This window comes from Glutamicibacter bergerei (genome assembly GCF_054495185.1).
The window spans coordinates 2,084,230-2,109,608 of record NZ_CM137131.1 but is presented as its reverse complement, the minus strand read 5'-3'; the positions used below and the strand labels follow the sequence as shown (position 1 = coordinate 2,109,608).

Genomic DNA, 25,379 nt, shown 5'->3' with positions numbered 1-25,379 from the left:
GCCTCACCGGTAGTGCGTAACAACTAAATATTGCCTTCGATGGAGGCACCCCTAGACTGGAGCTATGACTAGCTTCAAGTACTACGTGGGTGCCTCCATCGACGGTTTTGTGGCCGATGAGGCGGGCGATACGCACTGGCTCCGCCCATTTCGCGAACTCGCTGGCTTCCACGGCGACCTGCAAGAATTTTTTGACGGCATCGGCGCGGTGGTGATCGGCGGGAAAACCTACGAAACCATCGTCCGAGATGTCAGCGAAGGGCACCTGCAGTGGCCTTTTGGCACCAAGCCGGTGTGGATTTTCACGCATCACGAACTGCCTACGCTGCCCGATACCGACCTCACATTTATCCGCGGTGAGATTAGTTTCTGGAGCCGGGATATCGCCAAAAGTGCCGGGGCGGGAGATGTCTGGCTGGTCGGTGGAGCGGATCTGGCCGGTGGTTTCATTCAGGCCGGGATACTTGATGAACTGACGGTCATCACCGTGCCAGTGTTCCTGGGTAGCGGAGTGAACATCTTTGGGCGCAACGCTAAGGCGCAACTGTCGGAACTGAAAATTCGCGAGCTCGGAGACGACATCTTCGCCTCCAGCTACGCGATTTCCTAAGTACCAGTCAGCTCTCGATGGGCAGGAGCATGTTGGTGATTCGTGCGGTGGCCACCCGGTGGCCCTCGTCGTTGCTGATGATGATTTCATGGGTGGTGATGCGCCGGCCCAAATGTATCGGCGTGCACACACCGGTGACCAGCCCCGCTCGTCCGGCCTTATGGTGGGTGATGTTCAGATCAACACCGACCGGGTTGGCCTTGCCCGCGCCATGCAACGCGGCGGCCATCGAGCCTAAGGTCTCGGCCAAAGCGGCCGAGGCGCCGCCGTGCAAAATTCCCACAACCTGCGTGTTGCCAGCCACCGGCATGGTGGCCGAAACACGTTCGACGCTGAATTCGGTGAAGTGAATATCCAGCTTTTCTACCAGCGTGCCGACTCCGTGTCCGTGCAACGCAGGCCACATCGTTGCGGGCACACCGTGCGTGGTTAGTTGGGCCGCAAATGGATGTGCTGAAGATTGCTCGGCGTGAGAAGTGTAATTGTCGCTCATGACAACTAGGCTAAAAGGCGTGAGCGAAACTACCAAAACGACTTCTGCGTCGGATAAGAAACTGCTGATCATCGATGGGCATTCGATGGCCTTCCGCGCGTTCTATGCGCTGCCAGCCGAAAACTTTGCGACAAGCACCGGCCAGCATACAAATGCCGTCCACGGATTCGTCTCCATGTTGTTGACGATGATCCGCCAACAGAAGCCCACGCACGTTGCGGTGGCCTTCGACCTTGATACCCCCACCTTCCGTTCCTTGGAGTACACCGAGTACAAGGGCGGGCGCAATAAAACACCCGAGGAGTTCTACGGCCAGATCGACCTCATCGCGCAGGTGATGAAGGCGATGAACATTCCAAACATCACGCTGGAAAGTTTTGAGGCCGACGATATTCTGGCCACCATGGCCACCCGGGGTGAAGAAGCCGGCTTCGAGGTACTGGTGGTTTCCGGGGACCGTGACGCCTTCCAGCTGATCACCGACAGGACCTTAGTGCTCTACCCGAAGAAGGGTATTAGCGATATTCCGCCGATGGACGCCGAAGCGGTGGAAACCAAATACTTTGTACGCCCCGAGCGATACTCGGACCTGGCCGCATTGGTAGGCGAAACCGCCGATAACTTGCCAGGGGTGCCCGGGGTAGGACCTAAAACCGCTGCGAAGTGGTTAAACCTCTACGGGGATCTGGACGGAATTCTGGAGAACGCGGAATCTATCAAGGGCAAGGTCGGCGAATCTCTGCGCGCCCACGTGGATAACGTGACGCGTAACCGTCGGTTGAACCAATTGCGCCACGATTTAGAGCTACCGGTGAGCTTGGAGGAAACCGAGCTGGTGGCACCAAACCGCGAAGAGATTGAAAACCTCTTTGACGCGCTGGAATTTAACACCTTGCGTAAGCGCCTCTTTGACCTGTTTGCAGCAGACGAGGATGAAGAGCAGCCCGAAGCGGCGGTTTTTGAACGTCTGGAAGCGAAAGACGCGGGCGCTTTGGGTGACTTTATCGCTGCCGGTCAGGGCGCGCCGATTGCGGTGCAGCTGGCGGTGACCGGCGCAGAAGCCGTGGGTGTAGCGCTGTTCCGCGAAGGTAAGGCGATCTGGCTTGAACTGGCCGGACTGGATGAGGACAGCGAGAAGGTGCTGGCCGATTTCTTGGCCGATGCGCAGGCTCCGAAGATCTTCCACGATGCCAAGCTTGCCAAGCACCGGTTGATCGAACGTGGTTTTAACGTTGCCGGACTCGGCGATGACACGCTGATTAGCGCGTATCTGATTCAGCCTGATCGTCGCAGCCACGAGCTGGTTGATCTGGTGCAGTACCACCTGAAGTACACGGTGCCGGTGCTGAAGCCGGCGAAGAAGGGGGAGCTGGATCTGGGGTTGACCGCGGATCTGGCCGAACCGACGCTCGCGCAGGCGCAGGCAATCTTTGACCTCTCCGCGTTCTTGGCGATTAAGGTTGCCGAGAAGCATGCCGCGCAGCTTGCCGCCGAGATGGAACTGCCGCTGATCGATGTGCTCTTTGACATGGAACGTGCGGGTATTGCGGTGAGCCGTGAACGTTTAGATGAGCTCAACGCGCACTTCACCGGTCAGGTTGAACAGGCCACGAAGGAAGCTTACGAGTCGATCGGCCACGAGGTGAATCTTTCCAGCCCGAAGCAGCTGCAGGTGGTCTTGTTTGAAGAGCTGGATCTGCCGAAAACGAAAAAAATCAAAACCGGTTTCACTACCGATGCGGAATCCTTGCAGGATTTGTTGGTGAAAACCCAGCACCCATTCTTGGTCGCGCTGATGGCGTACCGCGAGGCGATTAAGCTACGTCAGACCGTGGAGGGTTTGCTGAAATCTATCGGCGACGACGGGCGGATTCACACTACTTACGCGCAGACCGTGGCGGCCACCGGACGGCTGTCCAGCCTGAACCCGAACCTGCAGAACATTCCAATTCGCTCCGAAGAGGGCCGGCGTATTCGCGACGTATTCATCGTCGGCGAAGGCTACGAAACCCTGCTGACCGTGGACTACTCGCAGATCGAGATGCGTATTATGGCGCACCTTTCCGGGGACGAGGGGCTGATCGAAGCCTATGAAAGCGGCGAGGACCTGCACCGCTATGTCGGTTCGCACGTCTTTGGGGTGAGCCCGGCGGAGGTGAGCTCCGAGATGCGCTCCAAGGTCAAGGCAATGAGCTATGGGCTGGCTTACGGGCTGAGCTCCTTTGGGTTGTCCAAGCAGCTGAAGATTTCCGTGGATGAGGCGCGCACGTTGATGAAGGACTACTTTGCACGCTTTGGTGCGGTGCGTACTTACCTGCGTGCGGTGGTCGATCAGGCGCGCAAGGACGGGTACACGGAGACCATCTTCGGCCGACGCCGGTACCTGCCGGAACTGAACAGCTCGGATCGGCGTTTGCGTGATATTGCCGAACGTGCGGCGTTAAACGCACCGATTCAGGGTTCGGCGGCGGACCTGCTCAAGGTGGCGATGCTGAAGATTTCGCAGCGGTTGCGCGAAGGATCGTACAAGTCGCGGATGCTCTTGCAGGTGCACGATGAGTTGGTGCTCGAAATTTCCGCCGGCGAGCTGGACGCGGTCCAGGAGTTGGTCACGCACGAAATGAGCCAGGCTGCGGACCTACTGGTGCCGTTGGATGTCCAGCCGGGCGTCGGCAAGTCCTGGCACGAGGCGGAGCACTAAAGCCCGTTTAACATATTCGGAGCCGCCGGGGTGCCCCTGTTATTAGGTGCGCACTGGCGGCTTTGAACTCATAGCAGTGAGGGTTGCCCACATGCTGGCCAGCGAAAGGTACAAACCATGAGTTCTGCGACACCCCAGGGCATTAACCTTGAATTTTTTGCTGCCGAACAAGCAGCGAAGGAACCTGAGCAGCGTTGGGTGTCCTTCTCGCGTGCCGTCGGGCGGGGTTTTCATGACCCTGGCACCGATGCGGACAGCGATAAGATTCTGGCCGAGATGGATCTCCAAGACGGTGTGCAGTACATCGGGGCCTACGATCGGTCGGCGCTCGCGCCAAGTTTGCATGTCAGCGACCCGGTGGGCACGTACCAGTATTATCCCGGCACGCTCAATGTGGGTGGGCAGAACTGCCTGACGGTGCACCAGATCACCGCGGTGACCGTGAGCCCGACACATCGCCGGCGCGGAATATTGCGCTCGATGATCACCACCCACCTGCAGCAGGCCGCTGGTGCAGGGGTGCCGGTGGCCGTGCTCACCGCCACCGAAGCCACCATTTACGGGCGTTTTGGGTTTGGGCTGGCTGCCGAGCAGTGCCGTTTTGAACTGAATGTTGAACATGGGGCACGGCTACGCCGGCCACACACCGGAAGCGTGGTGGCCGTGGAACCGGCGAGCATCAAAGAGCAGATGCTGGCGCTGCGCCACGAGCACCAGCAGGTCACAGTTGGAGCGGTCAGCCACCGGGCCTTCGACATCGGGCGCGATACCGGAGCGTGGGAAAACCACGGCAACCTCAAACCGGTCAAAAACCTGCGCGCCGCGGTGCATTATGATGCCCAGGGAACCGCCGACGGGTATCTGACCTACACCTTTGAGGGTTGGGCCAAGGAAACGGCCACGATGTCGGTGAAAACCTTGTGCACGACTAATGGTGCCGCGCGACTAGAACTGCTGGACTATTTGGGCGCGCACGATCTGATTAAACGCGTGACCGGCTCGGCTCCGGTTGATGATGTGCTGCCGATTGCGCTTGAAAACCCGCGCGCCTACCGGGTGCTTGGCCGTGATGATCATCTGTGGTTGCGTATTTTGGATCTGCCGGCCGCGTTTTCGGCGCGCAATTATCACGGTGACGCGCAGCTGGTGATCTCGGTGAGCGACGAGCTGGGTTATACCGCTGGTACGTGGCAGCTGCAGGTTGTCGACGGGAGGATGTCGGTGCAGCGTGTCGAGGGTCAAGACCCCGAGGCCTGGCTTGACTGTCGCGAACTGGCCAGCCTCTATTTGGGCACTCGCAGTGCCACGCAGTTGGCCGAAGCCGGATTGCTAGACACCGCTACACCGCAGCTTCTCACCGTGCTTGATCGGCTCTTTGCCGGCCGGCAAGCACCCTATTGTCAGGTGGATTTTTAACCCCTATGCAGTCAAATACACGAGTAGTGAACGCTGGGCTGTCACGTCGCCGGTTGTTACGCTTCGCTTTGGACGGCGGCGCCGGTGCGGTGGGACTGCTGGGTTTGGCGGCGCTGAGCGGATGTACCGAGCTGCCCGAAAGCTCAGCAACTTCAGCTACCGGGCAGGCATCTGCACCTGCGACAGCCAGTGGGTCTGCGCCGGCTTCCGGTCCGGCGAAGGCCAGCCCGAGCGCCGAACCGTTGTTTAGCCCTAATTTGAGTAAAAAGGAAGCGACGGCCGAGTTTGCTCGGCGTGCACCAGGGCAATTCGGACTGGAGGTGCCGGGTATTCAGCTCGCGCTACCCTCCGGGGCGCGGGGCGTGGCGCTCACCTTTGATGCCTGCGGGGGAGCCCATGGCAGCGAAATGGATCACCAGCTGATCGAAGTATTGCGCACACACAAAACCCCGGCCACGTTGTTCGTCAATCAACGGTGGGCACGGAGCAACCGGCAACTGCTCACCGAACTGATCGCGGATCCCTTATTTGAGATCGCAAATCACGGCACCAAACATGCCCCGCTCAGTATTGCCGGGCAGCAGGCATACGGGATACCAGGCACCGGGTCCGTGGCGGCGGCCTATGACGAAATTGTGCTCAATCAGCGGTACTTGGCGCAGGAATTTGGCGTGGAGGCGCGCTTCTTCCGTTCGGGGACGGCACATATGGATCGGGTGGGTGTTGCCCTCTGCCGAAAACTCGGGTTGGTGCCGATGAACTTCACCGTGAATATGGATGCCGGGGCGACGTTCCCGGCAGCTAGTGTGGCCACACAGGTGAGCGCGATGAAGGCCGGCGACGTGGGGATCGGGCACTTTAATCAGCCAAAGTCGGGTACCGCCCTGGGAGTGGATCGTGGGCTGAAGAAGCTGGCGGACACCGGGATAAAAGTTGTCCGGCTCACCTCTGCCTGAGTCGGCCGCGGCCCTGGTGGGTGAGTGGAGGCCTGAGGATCGGACGCCAGAAAAGCCAAAACGTAACGAACCTCACAAAGTGAGGCTGTCGATCTTAGACGTTTACGCTTTGACCCGCACTTAGCTCGGCGCGTAGACTGAGGAAGGCGTGTCATGGCTTTGTCATGTCCGCAGGTAAACTTTACCCACTCGAAACTCCGGGACTTCCGGGGTCTCGACTGATCAAATCTATCCACAACGGAGTCCCTACTACATGACCATCACCTCGAACGAGAACAACAGCGCACCAGTCGTTGCGATTAACGACATTGGATCTGCTGAGGACTTCTTGGCCGCAGTCGACGCCACCATCAAGTACTTCAATGATGGTGACCTCGTCGAAGGCGTCGTTGTTAAGGTTGACCACGACGAAGTTCTGCTCGACATCGGTTACAAGACCGAAGGTGTCATTCCTTCCCGCGAGCTTTCCATCAAGCACGATGTTGACCCAGGCGACGTTGTCGCTGTTGGTGACAACGTCGAAGCCTTGGTTCTGACCAAGGAAGATAAGGAAGGCCGTCTGATCTTGTCCAAGAAGCGCGCTCAGTACGAGCGTGCCTGGGGCGACATCGAGAAGATCAAGGAAGAAGACGGTGTCGTTACCGGTACCGTCATCGAGGTTGTCAAGGGTGGCCTCATCCTGGACATCGGCCTGCGTGGCTTCTTGCCAGCATCGCTCGTCGAGATGCGCCGTGTGCGCGACCTGGCACCGTACATCGGTCAGGAAATCGAAGCCAAGATCATCGAGCTGGACAAGAACCGCAACAACGTTGTGCTTTCCCGCCGTGCATGGCTTGAGCAGACCCAGTCCGAGGTTCGCTCGACCTTCCTCAACAAGCTGGAAAAGGGCCAGGTTCGTCCGGGCGTCGTTTCCTCCATCGTCAACTTCGGTGCATTCGTGGACCTTGGCGGCGTAGACGGTCTCGTCCACGTTTCCGAGCTGTCCTGGAAGCACATCGACCACCCATCAGAGGTTGTCGAAGTTGGCCAGGAAGTAACCGTCGAGGTTCTCGAAGTCGATCTGGACCGCGAGCGCGTTTCGCTGTCGTTGAAGGCTACCCAGGAAGATCCTTGGCAGACCTTCGCCCGCACTCACGCGCTGGGCCAGGTTGTACCAGGTAAGGTCACCAAGTTGGTTCCTTTCGGTGCGTTCGTTCGCGTCGAAGACGGCATCGAAGGCCTTGTTCACATCTCCGAGCTTGCAGTGCGCCACGTTGAGTTGGCCGAGCAGGTTGTCTCCGTGGGCGACGAGCTGTTCGTCAAGGTCATCGACATCGACCTGGAACGCCGCCGCATCTCGCTGTCGCTCAAGCAGGCTAACGAAGGCGTGGACCCAGAGGGTACCGAATTCGATCCAGCTCTCTACGGCATGGCCGCAGAGTACGACGAAGAGGGTAACTACAAGTACCCAGAGGGCTTCGACCCAGAGACCAACGAATGGCTCGAAGGCTTCGACACCCAGCGTTCGGCTTGGGAAGCACAGTACGCTTCCGCTCAGGAGCGTTGGGAAGCTCACAAGAAGCAGGTTGTTGCTGCAATCGCTGCCGACGCAGAAGCAGAAGCAGAACCAGCCGCTACCGGCGGTTCGTCAGCTGCTGCTCCAGCATCGTACTCCTCGGAGGCGCCAGCCACCGACGCAGGCACCCTGGCTTCGGACGAAGCACTGGCTGCACTGCGCGAAAAGCTGACCGGCAACTAATTTCGATTGGTGCTAGTGAGCTTGGCGAAGAGCTAAGTAAACGCTGAATGAAAAGGTCCAACCCATTGCGGGTTGGACCTTTTCTGCGTCATCAGGTGCTTAACCGCAGGGGTGGTGGTTCTTAGTCATCCTTCGTGCTGAGTGTGAAGCCTGCAGATCGACCCAAAGGTGCAGTGCCCGCAGAATGTAACAGTTATAGACTAAATCCTGTAGGTCTCCAAGTCGGGGCCGGTGAGGGATAAGCATGAAGCAGGCAAAGAGCGGCGACGCGTTGATTGGTGATCGTATCGGTGAAGGGAAAATGGTACCTTTTTACTCGGTCGGCATCGATGAGTGGCGCGAGGTCCCTGGTGCGCTGCCCAATATGCTGGTGATCCTTGCCAGTTGGGTTCCGCTAATAGCTTTGAACATCTACCTGTTCCGCTTCGCTTTCCCGCAACGACCAGAGATGGAAGTCGGAAAACTGCTGACTTTCTCGGTCATTGCAGCCTGCATCGCGATCATGTGGGCCGCCGCGCGGATCGCCCCGTGGTTGGCTTTAGCCGCGACCTCCATGCTCTACGTCATCTTGCAACCAACGGGAACCGCGCAACTGGTGGTGTTGGCATGTGCAAGCTGGTTTGCGCTCCTGGCCCTCAGCGGAATGATCAACCAGTGGCGACTGATCCTCAGACTGCGTCGATGGCGAGCTCATGCAACCTCCACGGTGCTCATCCCGAGCGAACAATTACGACAATTGCGCATCTACCGGCAGCTGCCGACCACGCTCTGGTATCTGGCTTTAGGCTCGATCCTCTACCCGCTACTGAAGCTCACCTGGCAGTTCCTCACCGACGCCGAGCAGGTATTTTCTAGCCTGGATCGGGAGCGCATCGACGGGTTCTTGATCGGAAGCGTCGCGCTGGGACTGTGCTTGATCGTGTTATTGGTGCGTTGGGTCGAACAAGGCATCGTGGGGCATATTGCTCTAGAAGTCCCGTTGACCAGCGATTTTGGTCCGCTAAGTTTTGTGGCGATCGGCGCCTCGGTGGCACGCGAACCGGAAAACGGTGCGCGATGTGAATGTACCGACCCAAATGAAGATTCCAAGAGCAGCGAATATGAGCAGTTTGTTGAATGTTTGGATCGCTGTTCGGTGCACGGGGTTGGTGCGGTCAACGCGTTGAGCGAGGCTGAATTTACCCGGATTGCCGATCAGCCTTGGGTGTACGGCGAACATGCCAATGACCGGTTGCTGCGCAAATCAGCTCGACTGGTGATCGCCGGGTTCAGCGGGTGGGACTCCAAGCCGGTGCGTTTGCAGGTAGACACGGTGTTCGGGCAGGGCAGCGTTGCACCAGCAAACTACCTCCCGAAACGGGCCACCGAACCGCTCTGCCGGGCCAAGCGCAGACTGTCGTGGCGAAACTGTGCTGATACCCCGCTGGTGGTAGAAGAGTTTAACCCCGCGACGATGCGGGTGTTGGATCAGATTCCACTGGGCACGCTGGGACTGACTGGCTATGCGGTGCGCGTGGCGGGTCGACGACCATTTCTTGTTGACCACCCGGTGCGCTAAACCTCGGGGCGGTCACTGATCGTGTTGCGACGTGGTCTTTGGGTGGGATCCATAAATTTGGGCAGGATCACCTGGGGTAGGCCGCCATTGGAGATGACCTTAAGGATTCCCGCATGCACGTCGTGATGATGCGCGGTGCACAGGCAGCAGCCAAGATGCACGGCGGTCGGCCCGCCAAGTGACCACCACCAAATATGGTGTAGTTCGCAGTGTTCGGGCACAACGGTGCACCCGGGCACAATGCAGCCGCGGTCTCTGGCCTTGATCGCCCGGCGCATATACGCCGGGAAATTTCGTTGTTGGCGGCCGATATCCAAAATTTCTCCGCGGCCACCGAGTACCAGCGGAATGATTTTTGCTCTGGCCAGAGCCTGGCGTAGTTGGGCGGGGCGCAGCGTGAAGCCATGTTCGGTTACCCCGTAGGTTGTGGCCAGGCCGGTGAGTTCGGCTAGGGAAAGGTGAACCATGATGGTGGGCTGGACTACCGGGATTTCTGCTTCTTCCGGTTCCGTAAGCTGCGCTGCGGCTGGAGTTTCGTGAATTTTGTTGAGCAACTGGTTCAGCTTTTTGCCGTTGACCTTCAGCAGCATCAACAAGGCCTGCAATCGTCGCCTGGCAACGCTTGCCTCGGTGAGCGGGTTCCAGGTGGCACTGGCAGCTTCGGCCTCGGTTACAAAATCAGGATGTTCGGCGGTGCTGCCTGGGGAATGCTCGGCGGCCACCTGCTGGCTGGCCGCACCGGCTGCGGTGCGTGGGTTATTGGCCTGAGTGAGCAGCGACTCGAAGCCGTCGGCGTCCAGCGGGGTCAGGCGCACCTCATAGATGATCAGACCGTCTCTTTCGCCTTTGCGATAGACCCCGGCTTCGGCTTGTGGGTCCGCTAATGCGTGTTGTTCCTTGGCGGATTTGATCAGCCGGTTCAGTTTTTTGGTGCGAGTTTTAGGTTCTGGCTCGGTCAGTACCTCAAGCGCTGCGTCTTCGAGCAGTTGGCCGGCGGCATTCTGGGCGCTGGCGGTGACGGGGGAATCAAATTCACCGGTAGTCGGTTCGAACTTTTCTAAGCGGCGAGCTGCGCTCAGCGACTCGCGCGGGTCCGGGCCAACGGTATTAAACCGCTGGGCAAGTGCCGTGAATTGTGCGGGGCAGCGGTTACCTTGGGCATCGAACTGGCAAATCATCAGGTGGGAGTCGTTCACCCTGCGTCGGGCTTCAAAAAAGTCTAGGTTCAGCCAAGCGGCGAGCACCTCGGGCGCGCCCTTAAAGCTGGGGCGGGAAGCGGTGAGAACCGGCGGCGCTGCTAGATCACAGGCGTTGGCACGCAAGGCGTCAAGCTCGGTGATGTCTAGTTGGTGGGCGCCGGTGGCCTCGATCAGGTGGGCGCAGTGAATTTGGGTGCGCACGGTCTCATGAGCTAGCGCCTCGGTGTCGGAGGCCAGTAGCAGTGCGGCCCGGGGCTCGGCCAAGGAAGTTAGCTTGGTGCGAATGGCGGATTGAAGTTCCGGGGCATACGCGGACAGGGCGAGCAGCTCGGAGGTGGAAAGCGCCTCCAAGTCGGCCAAGGTTGTGTGCAGCTCGGTGAGCAGCTGCATGATCCGCGTTGTCATAAAGCTAGTGTGCGCGCAGCGCCGAGCCTGGGATTTAGCTGCGCTGCCGGATGTGGAAAAGACTAACGGCGGCGGATAGAACGGGTCACGGTGAAGGTTGCATTGCGCGCCAGCTGTGTGGTGGGGCCGATGCGACGGGTCAGCTCGCTGCGGTAGCGCAGGTGTGAGTTGAACACGCACAGTAGCTCGCCGCCGTCGGCAAGGACGCGGGCGGCCTCATCGAACAACTTTAACGCGATCCCCGCGTGCACGGTGTTGCCGATGTGAAACGGCGGGTTCAACGTGATTAATGTGGCGCTGGCCGGTGCATGGCGGCTCAGTCCGTCGTCTTGCACCGCGGTGATCCGCTCGGATAGTCCGTTGGCGTGCGCGGATAATCCGGAGGAGGTGACCGCGGAGGCCGAATGATCCGAGGCGTCGATGAGCAACCGTGGGTGGGTGAGCGCCGCATAAACACCGATGGAACCGTTGCCGCAGGCAAGATCGAGCAAGCTGGCGTGCCCGCTGAGATCTGGAAGGTTTTCCAACAACAGTCGGGTGCCCGGATCCAAGCGTTGTGCCCCGAAGGTGGCGGCCCCGGCACGCAGCGTGAATTCGGTCCCATTAACCGTGTGGGTGGCGCTGCGTGGGTAGTCGCGGGTGGACGCGTCCGGCTGCGGGGTACTGGCGGAAAGTACGCGCGCCTTCTGCCGGGCTAGGGATACATCGAGCGTGGAAAAATATTTGCTGAGCGTCTCATTCATCGCGCGGTTCATATGCTTGAGCATCCCGCCGGCATGCACGATGACCGTGGGGTCGCAGGCGGCGGCGATGGCCGCGGCCTGCTCGTCGAGCACGTCAAGACCGCGCGGCAGGCGTAGCAACACCAACGACGCATCTTGGGCCACGGAATCGAGAGGAAAAAATTCCACGAAGTTGACCGCGTGCGGGGCGAGGGCTTGCAGATTGGCGGTGATCGCGCGCCGGGAAGTCAGCGAATCGGTATGCACCCGCAGCGCGGTGGCACCGGCCGCTAGGGCACCCAGGGTCAACGCGCCGTAGTGATCGCCGATGATGGACACGGTGTGTGGCCAGTGCGTGACGGTATCGAGCATAAGCCGGTCCGCGGCGTCGTGGGCAAAGAGGTTTTGTCCCTCAACCTCGGGCCAGCGGCGCAGTGTGTTCAGCAGTTCGTGAGTCATGAATCCAGCCAGGTGGTGTGGCCGGCGCGGAGCAATCCGGCGCCGGAGGTGAGTGTGGCGATAAAAGTGTGTAGTTCTTCGGTGGCGGCCGGTTCATCGTTGATGCCGATGCTCAGTACCGCATGGGCGTCGCCCCAATGGGTGTCGCCGAGTTGATAGCCGGCGGAGCGCAGCTCATTTTCCCAGCGTGCGGCCCACCCATGATCGGCGGACAGCTCAAAGATGCGTAGTCGCTGTACGGTGCAAAGGCTCGCGTGGGCTAACGCCTGAGAGACCGAATCCGAGTACGCGCGCACCAGTCCGCCGGCGCCGAGCTTGATGCCGCCAAAGTAGCGTACGGTCACCGCGAGGATATCGGAAAGATCTGTCCCACTGCCGGTGTCGCGTTTTGCCAGCGCTTCAAGCATCGGCAGCCCGGCGGTTCCCGAGGGTTCGCCGTCGTCGTTGGAGCGCTGAGTCATTCGATCCGGACCAAGAATGAAGGCGCTGCAGTGGTGGCGGGCGTCAAAATGGGTTTTGCGTAAGGCCGCGATGTGGGCGCGGGCCTCGGCCTCGGTCTGCACCCGGTATAAGTAGGTGATGAAGCGCGAACGCTTAATTTCGATCTCATGCACCGCGTCGACACGAAGCGTCGTGTAGCTAGTCGCGGCCGAGTCGTTGGTGTTCATCGTACTTAGTTTATAGGGTGGTAGACATGATCCATGTGGGACTGACCGGCGGCGTGGCTTCCGGCAAATCGGCAGTAGCAGCACAATTAGCCAAACTGGGCGCGGTAGTGATCGACGCGGATAAGCTCGCCCGTGAGGTTGTGGCGCCCGGAACTGACGGGTTAGCCCAGATCCGGCAGGCCTTTGGCCAAGCAGTTTTTAGCCCTGACGGTTCGCTGGACCGGGCGGCCCTCGGTGCGCTGGTCTTCAGCGACGAGGCGCAACGACTGACGCTGAACGCGATCGTGCACCCATTGGTACGCGCCGAGGCTAACCGTCTGCGTGCGGCCGCCGCCAACGAAGCGGTGGTGGTCGAGGACATCCCATTGCTCGTCGAATCTGGGCAAGCGGATCGTTTTGATCAGGTTCTGGTGGTGCAGGCACCACCCGAAGCACGGATTCGCCGGATGGTTGAAGACCGGGGGTGGAGCGTGGCCGAGGCCAAATCCCGGATGGCCGCGCAGGCCAGTGACGCGGATCGCGCGGCGATCGCCGATCATTTGCTGATAAATGATGGCACACTTGAACAACTCCAAGCGCACGTGAGCGAACTATTTGAGAAGGAACTAAACCGCTGATGCAGAAAATTTCGAAGTGGACGATGCTCGCCAGTTTTGCCGTGGCACTGGTGCTCTGGTTGGGCTTTGGCGGCCGCGCCGAATTTGTTGCCTCGGCCGGTCCTTACTCACCGGTGGTTTATATCTCCGGATGGATTGCCCTGCTCGGATTGCTCGCTGCCACCGTGCTTACCGTGGGTTTCTTCGGCGCTCAGATCCGCCGGACCGCTACGCGCAACGCGATTCGCACCGGAATGCGCCTCGGCGGCAAGTAATTTCACGTTCAGCGTGCACACAGGCGTAGGCGAGTGTCGGTTGCGCTGGTTATGCTGGAATCATGAGTCTTGCCCAGCCGATTAAACGTGTAGTAGCTCCCTTCGAAGTCATCAGCGATTATGTTCCGGCGGGGGACCAGCCCACGGCGATTAAAGAGCTGACCGAACGGATCAACGGCGGCGAAAAAGATATCGTGTTGCTCGGTGCCACCGGTACCGGTAAGTCCGCGACCACCGCCTGGCTGATCGAACAGGTACAACGCCCCACCTTGGTGCTGGTGCAAAATAAGACGCTCGCCGCACAGCTAGCCAATGAATTCCGCGAGCTGATGCCAAATAACGCGATCGAATACTTCGTGTCTTATTACGACTACTACCAGCCCGAAGCGTATGTGGCACAGACCGATACCTTCATCGAGAAAGACTCCTCGGTCAACGAAGAGGTAGAACGGCTACGCCACTCGGCGACTAACGCGTTGCTTACCCGCAGAGACGTGATCGTGGTGGCAACGGTCTCCTGCATTTACGGCTTGGGTACGCCGGAAGAATATGTGGCCGGCATGGTGACGGTGCGCAAAGGCGAAGAATTAAACCGCGATGCGATGCTTCGCCAGTTCGTTAACATGCAGTACACGCGCAACGACATGGACTTCCATCGAGGAACCTTCCGGGTGCGTGGGGATACGGTGGAGATCATCCCGATGTATGAGGAGCAGGCGCTACGCATCGAGTTTTTCGGTGACGAAGTCGAAGCAATCTACACCCTGCACCCGGTGACCGGTGAAGTGATCCGCGAAGAAACCGAGATGTACATTTTCCCGGCTAGCCACTATGTTGCCGGTGCCGAGCGCATGCACAAGGCGATTAAAACTATCGAAGATGAGCTGGCGGCTCGGCTTAAAGAACTTGAATCGCAAAATAAGCTCGTCGAAGCCCAGCGGTTGCGCATGCGCACCACCTATGACCTGGAAATGATGGAGCAGATGGGCTTCTGCAATGGCATCGAAAACTATTCACGGCATATTGATGGACGTGAATCGGGCAGTGCACCACACTGTTTGCTAGATTATTTCCCCGATGATTTTTTGATGGTCATCGATGAGTCTCATGTCACCGTGCCGCAGATTGGTGCGATGTATGAAGGTGATATGTCGCGTAAGCGAACCTTGGTGGAGCACGGCTTCCGACTTCCTTCGGCTATGGATAACCGACCTTTGAAGTGGGACGAGTTCTTGGAACGCATCGGGCAGACCGTGTATCTTTCGGCGACCCCGGGCAAATATGAGCTGGGCAAGGCCGATGGTTTTGTGGAACAGATTATTCGCCCAACAGGCCTGATCGACCCTGAAATCATCGTGAAGCCAACCAAGGGTCAAATTGATGACCTGCTCGATGAGATCCGCATGCGCGTGGAACTCAATGAGCGCGTGTTGGTGACCACACTGACCAAACGGATGGCCGAGGACCTGACTGACTACCTCACCGAACATCAGGTTCGTGTGCAATACCTGCACTCAGACGTTGATACGATCCGCCGTGTGGAGTTGCTGCGTGAATTACGCATGGGCTCCTACGACGTGTTGGTGGGAATTAACCTGCTGCGTGAGGGGCTGGATCTACCTGAGGTGTCCTTGGTCGCGATTCTGGATGCCGACAAGCAGGGGTTCTTGCGTTCGGCGACCTCGCTGATTCAGACCATCGGCCGTGCTGCGCGTAACGTGTCCGGCCAGGTGATCATGTATGCGGACAAGATCACCGATGCGATGGACAAGGCCATTGACGAGACCAATCGTCGACGCGAGATCCAGCGGGCACATAATACGAAGCACGGCATCGATCCGACTCCGTTGCGCAAGAAGATTGCCGATATCACCGATCAGCTGGCCCGTGAAGATGCAGACACTCAGGAGTTGCTGAACAACAACCGGCTGGCCAAGGACGCGAAGCGCACGAAGTCCTCGAAGATTCGTCAGGATGGTTTGGCGGCCGCCCCGGCGGAGGACCTGTTGGGTCAGATCGAAGAGATGACCGCTCAGATGCATGCCGCCGCGGCGGAACTGCAGTTCGAACTGGCGGCACGTATTCGCGACGAGGTGGGCGAGCTAAAGAAGGAATTGCGTCAAATGAAAGACGCTGGCCACGCGTAACACGATGTTAACCTTAGCTAGTTAAAGCGTGTTTGATAAGTGATTATACCGTTTTGTCAGGTTAACAGAGAGGAGCTGGAAGTGCGTGATGGCACGTATCACGCGTCATGGATAAGGCTTGTGCGCTAGACTTAACTCTCGTACGTAGGGGAGTATCCCAAATGCTGTGAACGTCAACACGCGAACCATCGAAGCTTCGCCGGGCGCAGCAGCCGAACAAGAACTAGTTCTTGACGGCGGAGAGACTTGCGAATCTTTGTCCTAACCTTACGACGAAAGGCTACTCTTCTATGGGTGCTTCAGGGTTAACACTCCAGTTTGAAATCATTGCCTTGGTGGCGCTCTGCGTTGTCTTGCTGCTTGATTTGCTCTATGTGGTCAAGCGACCGCACGAACCATCGATGAAGGAAGCCGGAATTTTTGTTGGCTTCTACATCGCTCTTGCAATAATTTTCGGTGGAATTGTCTGGTGGCAGGCAGGCTCACAGCTTGGTCAGGAATTCTACGCCGGCTGGATTACCGAATACTCGTTGTCGATTGACAACCTCTTTGTCTTTATTATCATCATGACCCGCTTTGCTGTGCCACGTAAGTACCAGCAAGAGGTGCTGATGTTCGGCATTATCATCGCGTTGGTGCTGCGCGCAATCTTCATTATTGCCGGTGCCGCGATGATCGAACACTTCTCCTGGATCTTCTACATCTTCGGTGCTTTCTTGCTCTGGACCGCTTGGCACCAGCTGAAGGACGACGACGACGAAGAAGAAGACAGTGATAGCGGCATCGTTAAGAAGCTCACCAGCAAATTGCCATTTGCCAAGGAATACGACGGCAACAAGCTGCGTACCGTCGTGGACGGCAAGAAGCTGTTCACCCCTATGGTGATGGTCTTCATTACCATCGGCATGACCGACCTGCTGTTCGCAGTGGACTCGATTCCAGCGATCTTCGGTCTGACCAACTCGGCGTTTATCGTCTTCACCGCGAACATCTTCGCGCTGATGGGTCTGCGTCAGTTGTACTTCCTGCTCGGTGGGTTGATGAACCGTCTGGTCTTCCTGAAGCACGCACTGAGCTTCATCTTGGCGTTCATCGGCGTCAAGTTGGTGCTCCACGCACTGCACACCAACGAACTGCCATTCATCAATGGTGGTGAAGGCTTCGCTTGGGCTCCAGAAATTCCAACCAGCATCTCGCTGATTGTTATTCTGGCGACCATCGTGATCGCTACGGTCTTGTCGCTGTGGACCCCGCTGGGTCGTAACGCGGCAGCCAAGGTCGAGGCAGCAGAGGCCGAGAAGGCAGCTGCTAAGGCTTCAATCGAAGGTGAGCAGGAGTCGGGCAAGTAACGACAACAAGCTATAAAGAATACCCACCGTAGCTGCTTCTCCAAGCAGCTACGGTGGGTATTCTTTTGTGTTAAATGAATCTGGAGCGTGACTCACCGATGCGGCTGAGTCACGCTCCAGACTGCTGTAAGCGGTGTTAGTTCGTCGGGGTGAGGATGATGCGCAGTGGTGCGAGCAGTGCCTCTTCCTCGGCTGGGAGTCCGAAGGTCTCGGCCAGCATCACGATGAACGCTGAACCCATGGTCGGGTGCAACATGTGGTGGTTGGTGTAGACCAACGGGATTTCGTCTTCGTCCTCGTCGGGGTCCACCTCGTAGGCTTCGGTGTCGATTGGACGTGCCAGCACCAAGTGGTCGCCGTTTTCTACGAACAGTAGTTCATAGCGGTAACCATCTTCGTAGAGCAGAATGCTGTTTGGCTTATCTGAGGGACCGAAGTACTCAGGGTTTTCGGCAACGAATGGCAGTTCGGAAACTTCTTGCCAATTTACCGCCAGGTTCACGAAGTCGGTGAGCCGCTCGGCGAAGTCCTCGGCGGTGAGTGGGTACTCAGGGTCGAAGGTGTATACCGGTTCAAAATCGGCGTCCGAATCGTCTAACGCTGGGGTGGTGACAAAGAATGCCTCGCCATGGAGCACGAGTGCGAAGTCGATGTCAGAATCTACAAACTTGTAGACCAATCCATCTTCATCGGCGCGGTCTAAAGCAATGTTGTATGGCACGTGGGCGGCTGCGATGATGCCGTCCAACTCTTCGACCTTCGAGACCAGATCGGCTGGAACATCGACACCATTAATACTGTTTCCCATAGTGTTCCTTTCGACCTTTATGACGGGCAAGATGCCCTTATGCGAAACCTAGCACGGCGGTAGTGGCAACGTGTAACAAGCCACTCCGTGCGCTTGGTCTGACGCGAAACAAGAACCGAGAAGTTGCCCCTCGCTCTTGCTTGTGTGCCAGTCTAACCATGTGCTGGCACCTGCGATAGCCACTAGCCTGCGTTGGCGGCCGCCTCGGGATCTTCACCGTTGGTCATTGCTAGTAGGCGGCGGAAGATTGCAGGTCCTTCGTCGCCGATTCCATCGTGGTGGAATTCCTCGGTGACCCAGGCCTGCAGCCCGTTGACTTGGGAAGCGGTGCGCAAGGAAAGTTCGCGGTCCACATAAACATCGTCGTGATAAACCGCAGCCGCCACCGGAACCGTATTCTGCGAAAGGACATCCAGATCGTAGAGTGGCCCGAAATGTTCGTGCTCAGCTAAAATTCTTGCCACCTCTTCGAAGGGCCGGAGTACCGGATCGTCGGTGAAATGCCAGCGATAGATCATCTCTCCGGTCAAAAGTGGGGTGTCCGAATGTTCTGTGAAATCCGGGAATTCTTCCATGACGGACTCGGCGGCCCAATTGGTAGCCGCGCCTTGCGCATAAATGGTTTCATGCATCAGTGCGTAGAGCGGGTTCGTAGCGAAAGAGGCCTGAGCGTAGAGGGTTGCCAAGAAGGTGTCGGAAAGTCGTTCTCCACCTGGAGTCGATACGAAGGCTTCTTCAAAGACATGGTGCAACAGGTGTACTCGAGTATTGCCACCTAAGAACATTCCCAGCATCTGCACCAAAGGCACGGTGACTTTGCGACCGTCGGGCAACAACTCGTCGTCGTTGTGCCTCAGGTGCTCATAAATTTTGTGCAACGTATCAAAATCCTGCGGGTACCAGGAGAAGTACTCACGGTTACGTTCGGCCATGCGCTGATAGGTGGAGCGGTAGACAGTCTGCGCATCACCGTCCAATGAAGCCAGGCCCCCGGTGACTAAACACCGCTCCAACGAGTGAGGGAACATGGAGAGATACGTCAGCGTGCAGAAGCCACCATAGCTCTGACCCAAGGTGCTCCACTTGTTGATAGCTAAGTGTTCGCGCAGTGCCTCTGCATCACGAACGATTGAGTCCGCGCGGAAGTGTGACAAGTAGCGGGCCTGAGCTGCTGCGTCGCCGCGAAGCCCCAAAGACTGGCGGTTAGCAGGGGTGGAGAGGCCAGTGCCACGCTGATCTAGTAGCAGTACGCGGAAGTTTTTGGCAGCTTCGGCTAGCCAGCCCGACAAGGAGCCGGGGCGCGGTGATTTACCGCCGGGGCCGCCTTGCAAGAATAGCAACCAAGGCTTTGACTCATCGGTGCTAATTTCGCGGGCGAAGACGGTGATTTTTTCACCGTTTGGGTCATGATGATCTAGGGGAACTTCAATACGGTGTTCGGTGACATCCATGCCGCGGTAGTGAATCATCGAGCCATCTCCTGTAGTGCGTCGCCGTCCAGCCGGCGGGTGCTCCAGCCGTCCATGGTGGACGAACCGATCGAATCATAGAATCCAATGGCTGGAGCGTTCCAGTCAAGAACGGCCCATTCCATTCGGCGGTAGCCGCGATCTATGCAAATTTGTGCGAGTGTCTTCAACAGTGCGGTTCCGGTTCCTTCACCACGTTCACTGTCACGAACGTAGAGGTCTTCCAAATGAATACCGTGACGCCCTTCCCACGTGGAGTACGTCAGAAACCACATCGCGATACCGACCAGCTGGCCTGACTCATCCTCGGCGACGTGCGTGAATACCTTCGGGTCTGCGCCGAAAAGGTGCTTTTCCAGCTCGTCGACGGTGTTTTTGACCGCGTCTGGTTCCTTCTCGTAGACCGCTAGTTCGTGGATTAATTCCAGGATCTGGGGGCAGTCTGTAAGGCGCGCTTCTCTGATTGTGCTCATGTGTTTAAGCTTACCGCCGTCATGTAGCTATATCGTCGGTGACCAGTCCTAAGGTTGAATTCATGATGGGTGGACACCACGCCATGAGCGGCGCGGCCGCCTGGCTTGCAATAACAACTCCGGTAACGGTTGGTTCGATGAATCTTGGATTCGGCGTACTCCATATGGAGCGGTGGGAAACCTTGGCCGGCGCGATCGTTTGCGCCGGGGCAGCGTTGCTTCCCGACGCGGACCATCACAAGGCGACGATTGCGCGTTCCTTGCCACCGATTTCAAATATGGTGACTCGGATGATCGGTAAGGTTGCTGGCGGACACCGTAACGGTACCCACTCAATCTTGGGGATCTTGTTCTTTATATTTATTGCCTGGTTGGCTGATTCTTGGTCAACGGAAGTGGACCAACTGGGGGTGGTCTATCCCGGGGCAGCGCTCTTCGCGATCTTGCTGATTTCCTTCGCGGTAAAGAGCGTGAAGTTCATGCCTCCGCTTTTGTGTTGGGTGATTGCGTTGGCTGCTGGCGCGTTTGTTGGAATGAACGCACCGGATGAGAGAGCTTGGTTTCCGCTGGCGGTCACCGTTGGGGTGATCGTTCACATCGTGGGGGATATGCTCACCATTGGCGGTTGCAACCTGTTGTGGCCGATCAAGATTGGCGCGCCTCGCTGGTTCCGCAAGCTACCGGTGATCGGTGACTGCTGGAAAGCGAACGGACGCGTAGCACTTCCGATCCTTGCCGAAACCGGATCGAAAGCGGAATGGATCCTTGCCAGCCTCCTGACTTCCTATGTCGCAGTTGCGATAATTCTGACCTAGCTTGAGCGTTCGTATTCGGTGATGCTGACTCCCGATTCGAAGTTTCGGGTACGGGTGTGGCTAAACGGAAACGGCTGGTAACTTGCCTGCCCGAACAGCGCAATGCCCGAGCCAAAAACCAACGGGTTGCGTTTGAGGACGAGCCGATCAATTTCAGGTAGCAGCTCGCCTGCTAGCGCTCCGCCGCCACAAAGGTAGATGTCCAAGCCGGATTCCTGTTTCAACTCGCGGATCCTGGCCAGTGGATCATGAGTAAGTTCGACATTCTCCGGCACGGTGCGCGCATTTCTGGATGCGACGATCTGATGCAAATGCGCGTAGGGGTTATCTATTCCGCCACTGATTTCTGGGTTGTAGGTATTCCACCCCATGATGACGGTGTCAAAGATCGTGTGGGGAGCAGCGAGCCCCAAAGCTTGCTGCACGTGGGAAGGAACGGCATCGGTGTATTCTCCGAGCACCACGTGCATATGGTCACCTTCGACAGGGAAAGCTGAAGGATCGCCATTAGGCGCGGCGATGTATCCATCGAGGCTCACCGCTACATAGTAAACGAGCTTGCGTGGCATTTTTGGCTCCGCCCAATAGTGGATAAAATCCACGACAAATCCTAGAGCAGGATTCTTAAGGTGTACAGAGAACGACAAAAAAGGACATCGATTTCAACTTTGACTTCATACCGTCCCGTTAAAGTTTCCACCTACGGCCGAAACCAGTAACGGTTGCGCTGGGCGGTGGAAACACCCTTAGAAACGGCTCAGTCTCAAGAGGAATTACGCCAACGTTCAGTAGCAGTTTGGCTTGACGGAGCCGCCACGCATCGAGGATCTATCGCGACCAAGATTAGAAATCTATATGCTGCCCGGGGCAGCGACTTTCGGTACTGTTCATCAGTCGATGTGCTGATAGTCCATGGCAGGATTAATCTTGTGAACAACATCTTTCTGACGGGACAGCTGATTTGCCACGACGTCGATGAAATTGCAATTGTTGTGGAATTTTTGCCTAAGCATATTGAGCTGACACGTGCTGAGCTTGGATGCGTCTTCTTCGAGGTGAACCAAACTGACGACCCGATGGTATGGGATGTCGCGGAGTGTTTTCGCGACGCAGCATCCTTTGAGCTGCATCAAAGCCGAGTGCAATCCAGTGATTGGGGACGAGCCACGACAGGAATGAAACGACAATACTCAGTGTCAGGATTTTAGAAGCAGTGTCCTCGCTGCCTGGCCCTTGTTGGAGGCTTCAGAATCTTCAGTGACCGAAATGGCTACTGGTTTGAGGCGTGCACGGCCGGTGAATTTGTCGCTCACAACGGCGCAGCTTAAAACCTGGTCGGTTGGCTTCGCCCGGTCCTCGTTGGCCCCGGAGTGCGAACAGCTAGCCATGCGTTGCCGAACTATGGAGAATCGAAGCGGCTCCTCTTGGCCTCATCAGAGTGTTCAGGAGCAGGAGTGCCTGCACAATTACTCGGATGGATCAATGACACGGCTGGGTCTTAGGAATGTCGCCGACCTGCTTTGCGTGACTGCCAACAGTTACGCTTTTAGAATGGTTCCTTTGATTCAGCCTGCCTTGGATGCTTCGGAATATCGGCTGCGTCCATTTACATTGCAAGATGCTGGATTGGTTCGGCAAGCTTCGCTCGACCCACTGATTCCGCTCATCACTACTGTTCCCGCCAACGCTGCAGATGAAGAAATAGTCGATTACATCGGACGGCAACATCAGCGACTTGTTACTCATTCCGGATACTCTTTCGCCATCGCGGATGCAAAAACCGATCAAGCCGTGGGCCAAATCGGCCTGTGGCTGAAAAACATCGATCAGGGTCGGGGCAGCGTTGGCTACTGGGTTGGTGCGGCTCACCGGAATAAAGGGATAGTCTCTAGTGCCCTAGATGCCTTATCAACGTGGGCAATTGCCCGGCGGGACATTCACCGTCTCGAACTCTATGTGGAACCATGGAATGAAGGCTCTTGGCGAGCGGCGGAGCGGTGTGGATACACGCGTGAAGGGCTGCTGCGTAGCTGGCAGGAAGTCGGCGGGCTGCGTAAAGACATGTACATGTACTCACGCCTCAAATAAAGAGCATTCAAGCGGTGCCACTTGAAAAAGCTTGAGTTCGTGCCATGGCCTTGCTGTCTAAAAAGTTTCCCTCCGTTTCCACTGGCTGCTCAGAAGATCCTGTGAGCCATTACGCAGGACCCTCAACAGAGGACAGTCTTCAGCGATTGATCTTGGCTGTAAAGTGAGGTGCTATGCCGCTGGGACGAGAGTATCGGAAGCTTTGGGCTGGAAACGCCGCTTCAAATTCCGGGGATGGCATAAACTTCGTTGCCATTCCACTTCTGGCTACCGCACTTACCTCTGATCCCGTGCTGATTGCAGGCCTATCGATGGCCTATACGGCGGCAAAGCTCATGGTGGTTCTGCCCATCGGCGCGTTTGTGGATCGGCTAGACCGCAAAACCATTCTGTGGATCGCCAATCTCAGTCGAAGCATTCTCTTGATCGCACTGGCGGTAGTAGTAGTAGTTAGCGGGGCAGGGTCAATCGCCGCACTCTACGTAGTCTTTAGCCTAATAGGCATCCTAGAGACAGCAGCAGACAACTCGGCACTATCGATATTGCCGTCAGTTGTTGGTAGCAAAGACTTGGATAAGGCCAACAGTCAGATTACGGCGACTCAACTTATCGCTGATGAATTCATTGGACCACCCACGGGGGGCCTATTATTTGCTGCCGCAGTATCGTTACCCATTGCAATCACGGGTAGCGCCTACGCTGCGGCGGCGCTATTTTTCTTGGGAATGACCGGCACCTTCCGAGCTAAGCCCCGAACGAAACAGCCTCCTTCGTTGCGCCGCGAAGTGTTCGAAGGTGGTGCATGGCTCGTTCGACACAAGTTATTACGTTCCTTGGCTATCGTCAGCGGGTTAGTCAGCATCGCATATATGATGCCGTTTTCTATCCTTGTCCTCTTCGCCGAGGACGTCTTGGGGCTTGGCTCCGCGGGCTATGGTCTTTTACTTTCTGTATCGGCGCTCGGCGGACTTCTTGGATCAGCCATTGCCTCAAGGCTGCGACGTAAATTCGGATACGCGGCCATGACGACAGGAAGCTTATGCCTTGGATCAGTTAGCCTGTTTGCCATCTATCTGACCGATATTCCATGGTTGGTGGCAGCGCTACTGGCCGTTTACATTTTGCATGCCGTGCTTTTTGGTATCTGTGTCAGTTCGTTGCGCCAACGGTTGGTCCCGGATGAACTACGTGGAAGGGTCAACGCCGTCACCAAATTGTTTGGACTTGCTGGTCTTACTATCGGCGCTGGTCTCGGAGGGATATTGGCAACGGTGGGCAGTCTGGCAACTCCGTTCCTCGCTGGAGCGCTTGTCTTTATCGTTTGTGCACTGGTTGTATGGCCGAGTCTGCGGAATTGGGAAAATAGAAGTTCTTCGCTCGAATGACATTCGTTCGACACGAAGGTTACTTGTAGCAGAGGAGGTTCTTAAATTTTCGGGGTCCCGATATTGACGAGATAATGGCTGAGGGAGACTCCCATGTTCTTTGGATCGAGATGAGGGCCACTCTGCGCGGGGTCTGACCACACAGGTGAAGCTGCGCCTCGTTGCAGTTCGAGTGCGGAAAGAATTCATTAGGCAGTCGCGCTCCGCATACGCATTGTCCCGGCGGTCTCCCTGGGGCAACACGGCGATATTGATAGCCACAAATGAAGAAACTTCCATGTGCCGCAGTAGCATCCGGGAGCCGCTGGTATCTACGTGTCATGTCTGAGAACGGTACCGGCCCTGTACCTTCGTCTAGAACACTACTGTTGTCTTACTCGTCCCCAAAAAACCGAGTTAAGAGTATGGCATGAAGCAACAACGGACATATCACGTTGATTCGTGGCGCCACCAGAGTAAGAAGTAGCTTCAGAGTCGGAAAAGCACCCGTCTGCCGCAGTCGAGTCCGGGAAGCCAGCGCCTTTACGGATCTCAGATGAGAACTGTGCCGGACGTATTTCTTCATGCCATAAGTATCTTCGAACATCTGATGCCGCGAAAATTTTTTTCGCGTGGGGACATCAAACGAGACAAGAGCACTGTTGGAAGGTAGCCGGCAAAGTCTGGGCAGATAGGAATACCGAGCACGAGAAGTAGCTCCTATATGCCGCAGCAGTCACCGGGATCTTACGTCCTTGACTAAGAAAGGTATCGGTCGCGTTGCTTCTTCATCCACGACTGTCCAAAACCGTGAAACGCCTAGCCCACGGGAGGGAGGCATAAATCCGGGTTTAAGGTTGGTTGCCGTCCACCTTCGGAGCCCAGCTCACATAGAGTAATCCGGTGCCAACGAGCACCAGTCCCACCTGGAGAAGCGTGGGGATGAAGCCTTCAACGGTGAAGAGCACTGCGTAGTTGCTGATCAGGGCGAGCCATGCGATAAACATGACGAGGCTGCCGAGCATGCGCAGTCGAATGCGATCCATGGCCACGACCATACCGTCGCGGAG

The 25,379-nt window shown here is 57.2% G+C and carries 23 protein-coding genes; 14 read left to right on the top strand and 9 right to left on the bottom strand.

What is annotated here, in order from left to right; all coding sequences use genetic code 11:
* The first annotated feature begins 64 nt into the window (after positions 1-64).
* Positions 65-610: a dihydrofolate reductase family protein gene (locus ACX5K5_RS09735; protein ID WP_096253806.1), complete on the top strand. Its 546-nt coding sequence runs from the start codon at positions 65-67 to the stop codon at positions 608-610.
* A gap of 7 nt (positions 611-617) precedes the next feature.
* On the opposite strand, the gene ACX5K5_RS09730 is transcribed toward ACX5K5_RS09735, so the two are convergent.
* Positions 618-1,103 carry a hotdog fold thioesterase gene (locus tag ACX5K5_RS09730; RefSeq protein ID WP_459174342.1) on the bottom strand — a complete coding sequence of 162 codons (486 nt, stop codon included), beginning with the start codon at positions 1,101-1,103 and terminating at the stop codon, positions 618-620.
* Between the two features lie 85 nt (positions 1,104-1,188).
* Here ACX5K5_RS09730 and polA point away from each other — a divergent pair, with 85 nt between their 5' ends.
* The 5 genes from polA (at position 1,189) to ACX5K5_RS09705 (ending at position 9,472) form a co-directional block, all read left to right on the top strand.
* Positions 1,189-3,804, top strand: a complete 2,616-nt coding sequence (gene polA, locus ACX5K5_RS09725; protein WP_382412460.1) for a DNA polymerase I — start codon at positions 1,189-1,191, stop codon at positions 3,802-3,804.
* A 117-nt stretch (positions 3,805-3,921) separates the two neighbouring features.
* Entirely contained in the window at positions 3,922-5,220 is a 1,299-nt protein-coding gene (locus ACX5K5_RS09720) for a GNAT family N-acetyltransferase (RefSeq protein WP_459174341.1), read from the top strand.
* 5 nt (positions 5,221-5,225) lie between these two features.
* The gene (locus ACX5K5_RS09715) at positions 5,226-6,176 is read left to right on the top strand and encodes a polysaccharide deacetylase family protein (protein ID WP_459174340.1); all 951 of its coding nucleotides are present in this window, start codon (positions 5,226-5,228) and stop codon (positions 6,174-6,176) included.
* Between the two features lie 253 nt (positions 6,177-6,429).
* Complete coding sequence (gene rpsA / locus ACX5K5_RS09710; RefSeq protein WP_096253801.1) at positions 6,430-7,914, top strand: 30S ribosomal protein S1; 1,485 nt, start codon at positions 6,430-6,432, stop codon at positions 7,912-7,914.
* Between the two features lie 244 nt (positions 7,915-8,158).
* Positions 8,159-9,472 carry a hypothetical protein gene (locus ACX5K5_RS09705; RefSeq protein ID WP_459174339.1) on the top strand — a complete coding sequence of 438 codons (1,314 nt, stop codon included), beginning with the start codon at positions 8,159-8,161 and terminating at the stop codon, positions 9,470-9,472.
* Here ACX5K5_RS09705 and ACX5K5_RS09700 read toward each other — a convergent pair.
* From ACX5K5_RS09700 to ACX5K5_RS09690, 3 genes are all read right to left on the bottom strand, one after another.
* A complete protein-coding gene (locus ACX5K5_RS09700; protein ID WP_459174338.1) occupies positions 9,469-11,076 on the bottom strand; it encodes an HNH endonuclease signature motif containing protein in 1,608 nt (535 codons plus the stop codon). The genes ACX5K5_RS09705 and ACX5K5_RS09700 overlap by 4 nt on opposite strands.
* A gap of 62 nt (positions 11,077-11,138) precedes the next feature.
* Positions 11,139-12,257, bottom strand: a complete 1,119-nt coding sequence (locus ACX5K5_RS09695; protein WP_188685827.1) for a class I SAM-dependent methyltransferase — start codon at positions 12,255-12,257, stop codon at positions 11,139-11,141.
* Positions 12,254-12,925, bottom strand: a complete 672-nt coding sequence (locus ACX5K5_RS09690; RefSeq protein ID WP_096253797.1) for a YigZ family protein — start codon at positions 12,923-12,925, stop codon at positions 12,254-12,256. The genes ACX5K5_RS09695 and ACX5K5_RS09690 overlap by 4 nt, the downstream gene beginning before the upstream one ends.
* Before the next feature lie 26 nt (positions 12,926-12,951).
* Here ACX5K5_RS09690 and coaE point away from each other — a divergent pair, with 26 nt between their 5' ends.
* The 4 genes from coaE to ACX5K5_RS09670 all read left to right on the top strand — a co-directional run bounded on the left by coaE (position 12,952) and on the right by ACX5K5_RS09670 (position 17,292).
* Positions 12,952-13,542, top strand: coding sequence for a dephospho-CoA kinase (gene coaE / locus ACX5K5_RS09685; protein ID WP_096253796.1), 591 nt, complete (start codon positions 12,952-12,954; stop codon positions 13,540-13,542).
* Complete coding sequence (locus ACX5K5_RS09680) at positions 13,542-13,796, top strand: hypothetical protein (protein WP_096253795.1); 255 nt, start codon at positions 13,542-13,544, stop codon at positions 13,794-13,796. The genes coaE and ACX5K5_RS09680 overlap by 1 nt, the downstream gene beginning before the upstream one ends.
* A gap of 62 nt (positions 13,797-13,858) precedes the next feature.
* Positions 13,859-15,943: an excinuclease ABC subunit UvrB gene (gene uvrB / locus ACX5K5_RS09675; protein ID WP_346059262.1), complete on the top strand. Its 2,085-nt coding sequence runs from the start codon at positions 13,859-13,861 to the stop codon at positions 15,941-15,943.
* Between the two features lie 290 nt (positions 15,944-16,233).
* Complete coding sequence (locus tag ACX5K5_RS09670; RefSeq protein ID WP_442346445.1) at positions 16,234-17,292, top strand: TerC/Alx family metal homeostasis membrane protein; 1,059 nt, start codon at positions 16,234-16,236, stop codon at positions 17,290-17,292.
* Positions 17,293-17,428: 136 nt separating this feature from the next.
* Here the strand turns inward: ACX5K5_RS09670 and ACX5K5_RS09665 are convergent, their stop codons facing one another.
* The 3 genes from ACX5K5_RS09665 to ACX5K5_RS09655 all read right to left on the bottom strand — a co-directional run bounded on the left by ACX5K5_RS09665 (position 17,429) and on the right by ACX5K5_RS09655 (position 20,042).
* Positions 17,429-18,100 (bottom strand): hypothetical protein, encoded by a 672-nt coding sequence (locus ACX5K5_RS09665; RefSeq protein WP_096254557.1) that lies wholly within the window; start codon positions 18,098-18,100, stop codon positions 17,429-17,431.
* Between the two features lie 182 nt (positions 18,101-18,282).
* Complete coding sequence (locus tag ACX5K5_RS09660) at positions 18,283-19,569, bottom strand: alpha/beta fold hydrolase (RefSeq protein ID WP_096254558.1); 1,287 nt, start codon at positions 19,567-19,569, stop codon at positions 18,283-18,285.
* Positions 19,566-20,042 (bottom strand): GNAT family N-acetyltransferase, encoded by a 477-nt coding sequence (locus ACX5K5_RS09655; RefSeq protein ID WP_096254559.1) that lies wholly within the window; start codon positions 20,040-20,042, stop codon positions 19,566-19,568. The genes ACX5K5_RS09660 and ACX5K5_RS09655 overlap by 4 nt, the downstream gene beginning before the upstream one ends.
* Positions 20,043-20,104: 62 nt before the next feature.
* On the opposite strand from ACX5K5_RS09655, the gene ACX5K5_RS09650 reads away from it, so the two are divergent.
* The gene (locus tag ACX5K5_RS09650) at positions 20,105-20,857 is read left to right on the top strand and encodes a metal-dependent hydrolase (protein WP_096254560.1); all 753 of its coding nucleotides are present in this window, start codon (positions 20,105-20,107) and stop codon (positions 20,855-20,857) included.
* Here ACX5K5_RS09650 and ACX5K5_RS09645 read toward each other — a convergent pair.
* The gene (locus ACX5K5_RS09645) at positions 20,854-21,459 is read right to left on the bottom strand and encodes a dihydrofolate reductase family protein (RefSeq protein WP_308422418.1); all 606 of its coding nucleotides are present in this window, start codon (positions 21,457-21,459) and stop codon (positions 20,854-20,856) included. The genes ACX5K5_RS09650 and ACX5K5_RS09645 overlap by 4 nt on opposite strands.
* Positions 21,460-21,786: 327 nt before the next feature.
* On the opposite strand from ACX5K5_RS09645, the gene ACX5K5_RS09640 reads away from it, so the two are divergent.
* From ACX5K5_RS09640 to ACX5K5_RS09630, 3 genes are all read left to right on the top strand, one after another.
* Complete coding sequence (locus ACX5K5_RS09640; RefSeq protein WP_096254561.1) at positions 21,787-22,065, top strand: putative quinol monooxygenase; 279 nt, start codon at positions 21,787-21,789, stop codon at positions 22,063-22,065.
* A gap of 343 nt (positions 22,066-22,408) precedes the next feature.
* Positions 22,409-22,945 carry a GNAT family N-acetyltransferase gene (locus ACX5K5_RS09635; RefSeq protein ID WP_188685836.1) on the top strand — a complete coding sequence of 179 codons (537 nt, stop codon included), beginning with the start codon at positions 22,409-22,411 and terminating at the stop codon, positions 22,943-22,945.
* Positions 22,946-23,118: 173 nt separating this feature from the next.
* On the top strand, positions 23,119-24,330 hold the full coding sequence (locus ACX5K5_RS09630; protein ID WP_459174337.1) for an MFS transporter: 1,212 nt from the start codon (positions 23,119-23,121) through the stop codon (positions 24,328-24,330).
* An 830-nt stretch (positions 24,331-25,160) separates the two neighbouring features.
* Here ACX5K5_RS09630 and ACX5K5_RS09625 read toward each other — a convergent pair.
* Entirely contained in the window at positions 25,161-25,355 is a 195-nt protein-coding gene (locus ACX5K5_RS09625; RefSeq protein WP_141392867.1) for a hypothetical protein, read from the bottom strand.
* Between the last annotated feature and the right edge of the window lie 24 nt (positions 25,356-25,379).

Excerpts from the sequence above, each read along its gene's own strand:
- ACX5K5_RS09735 (WP_096253806.1), top strand. The coding sequence starts at position 65 with ATGACTAGCTTCAAGTACTACGTGGGTGCCTCCATCGACGGTTTTGTG.
- ACX5K5_RS09730 (WP_459174342.1), bottom strand. The coding sequence starts at position 1,103 with ATGAGCGACAATTACACTTCTCACGCCGAGCAATCTTCAGCACATCCA.
- polA (WP_382412460.1), top strand. The coding sequence starts at position 1,189 with ATGGCCTTCCGCGCGTTCTATGCGCTGCCAGCCGAAAACTTTGCGACA.
- ACX5K5_RS09720 (WP_459174341.1), top strand. The coding sequence starts at position 3,922 with ATGAGTTCTGCGACACCCCAGGGCATTAACCTTGAATTTTTTGCTGCC.
- ACX5K5_RS09715 (WP_459174340.1), top strand. The coding sequence starts at position 5,226 with ATGCAGTCAAATACACGAGTAGTGAACGCTGGGCTGTCACGTCGCCGG.
- rpsA (WP_096253801.1), top strand. The coding sequence starts at position 6,430 with ATGACCATCACCTCGAACGAGAACAACAGCGCACCAGTCGTTGCGATT.
- ACX5K5_RS09705 (WP_459174339.1), top strand. The coding sequence starts at position 8,159 with ATGAAGCAGGCAAAGAGCGGCGACGCGTTGATTGGTGATCGTATCGGT.
- ACX5K5_RS09700 (WP_459174338.1), bottom strand. The coding sequence starts at position 11,076 with ATGACAACGCGGATCATGCAGCTGCTCACCGAGCTGCACACAACCTTG.
- ACX5K5_RS09695 (WP_188685827.1), bottom strand. The coding sequence starts at position 12,257 with ATGACTCACGAACTGCTGAACACACTGCGCCGCTGGCCCGAGGTTGAG.
- ACX5K5_RS09690 (WP_096253797.1), bottom strand. The coding sequence starts at position 12,925 with ATGAACACCAACGACTCGGCCGCGACTAGCTACACGACGCTTCGTGTC.
- coaE (WP_096253796.1), top strand. The coding sequence starts at position 12,952 with ATGATCCATGTGGGACTGACCGGCGGCGTGGCTTCCGGCAAATCGGCA.
- ACX5K5_RS09680 (WP_096253795.1), top strand. The coding sequence starts at position 13,542 with ATGCAGAAAATTTCGAAGTGGACGATGCTCGCCAGTTTTGCCGTGGCA.
- uvrB (WP_346059262.1), top strand. The coding sequence starts at position 13,859 with ATGAGTCTTGCCCAGCCGATTAAACGTGTAGTAGCTCCCTTCGAAGTC.
- ACX5K5_RS09670 (WP_442346445.1), top strand. The coding sequence starts at position 16,234 with ATGGGTGCTTCAGGGTTAACACTCCAGTTTGAAATCATTGCCTTGGTG.
- ACX5K5_RS09665 (WP_096254557.1), bottom strand. The coding sequence starts at position 18,100 with ATGGGAAACAGTATTAATGGTGTCGATGTTCCAGCCGATCTGGTCTCG.
- ACX5K5_RS09660 (WP_096254558.1), bottom strand. The coding sequence starts at position 19,569 with ATGATTCACTACCGCGGCATGGATGTCACCGAACACCGTATTGAAGTT.
- ACX5K5_RS09655 (WP_096254559.1), bottom strand. The coding sequence starts at position 20,042 with ATGAGCACAATCAGAGAAGCGCGCCTTACAGACTGCCCCCAGATCCTG.
- ACX5K5_RS09650 (WP_096254560.1), top strand. The coding sequence starts at position 20,105 with ATGATGGGTGGACACCACGCCATGAGCGGCGCGGCCGCCTGGCTTGCA.
- ACX5K5_RS09635 (WP_188685836.1), top strand. The coding sequence starts at position 22,409 with ATGGTTCCTTTGATTCAGCCTGCCTTGGATGCTTCGGAATATCGGCTG.
- ACX5K5_RS09630 (WP_459174337.1), top strand. The coding sequence starts at position 23,119 with ATGCCGCTGGGACGAGAGTATCGGAAGCTTTGGGCTGGAAACGCCGCT.
- ACX5K5_RS09625 (WP_141392867.1), bottom strand. The coding sequence starts at position 25,355 with ATGGATCGCATTCGACTGCGCATGCTCGGCAGCCTCGTCATGTTTATC.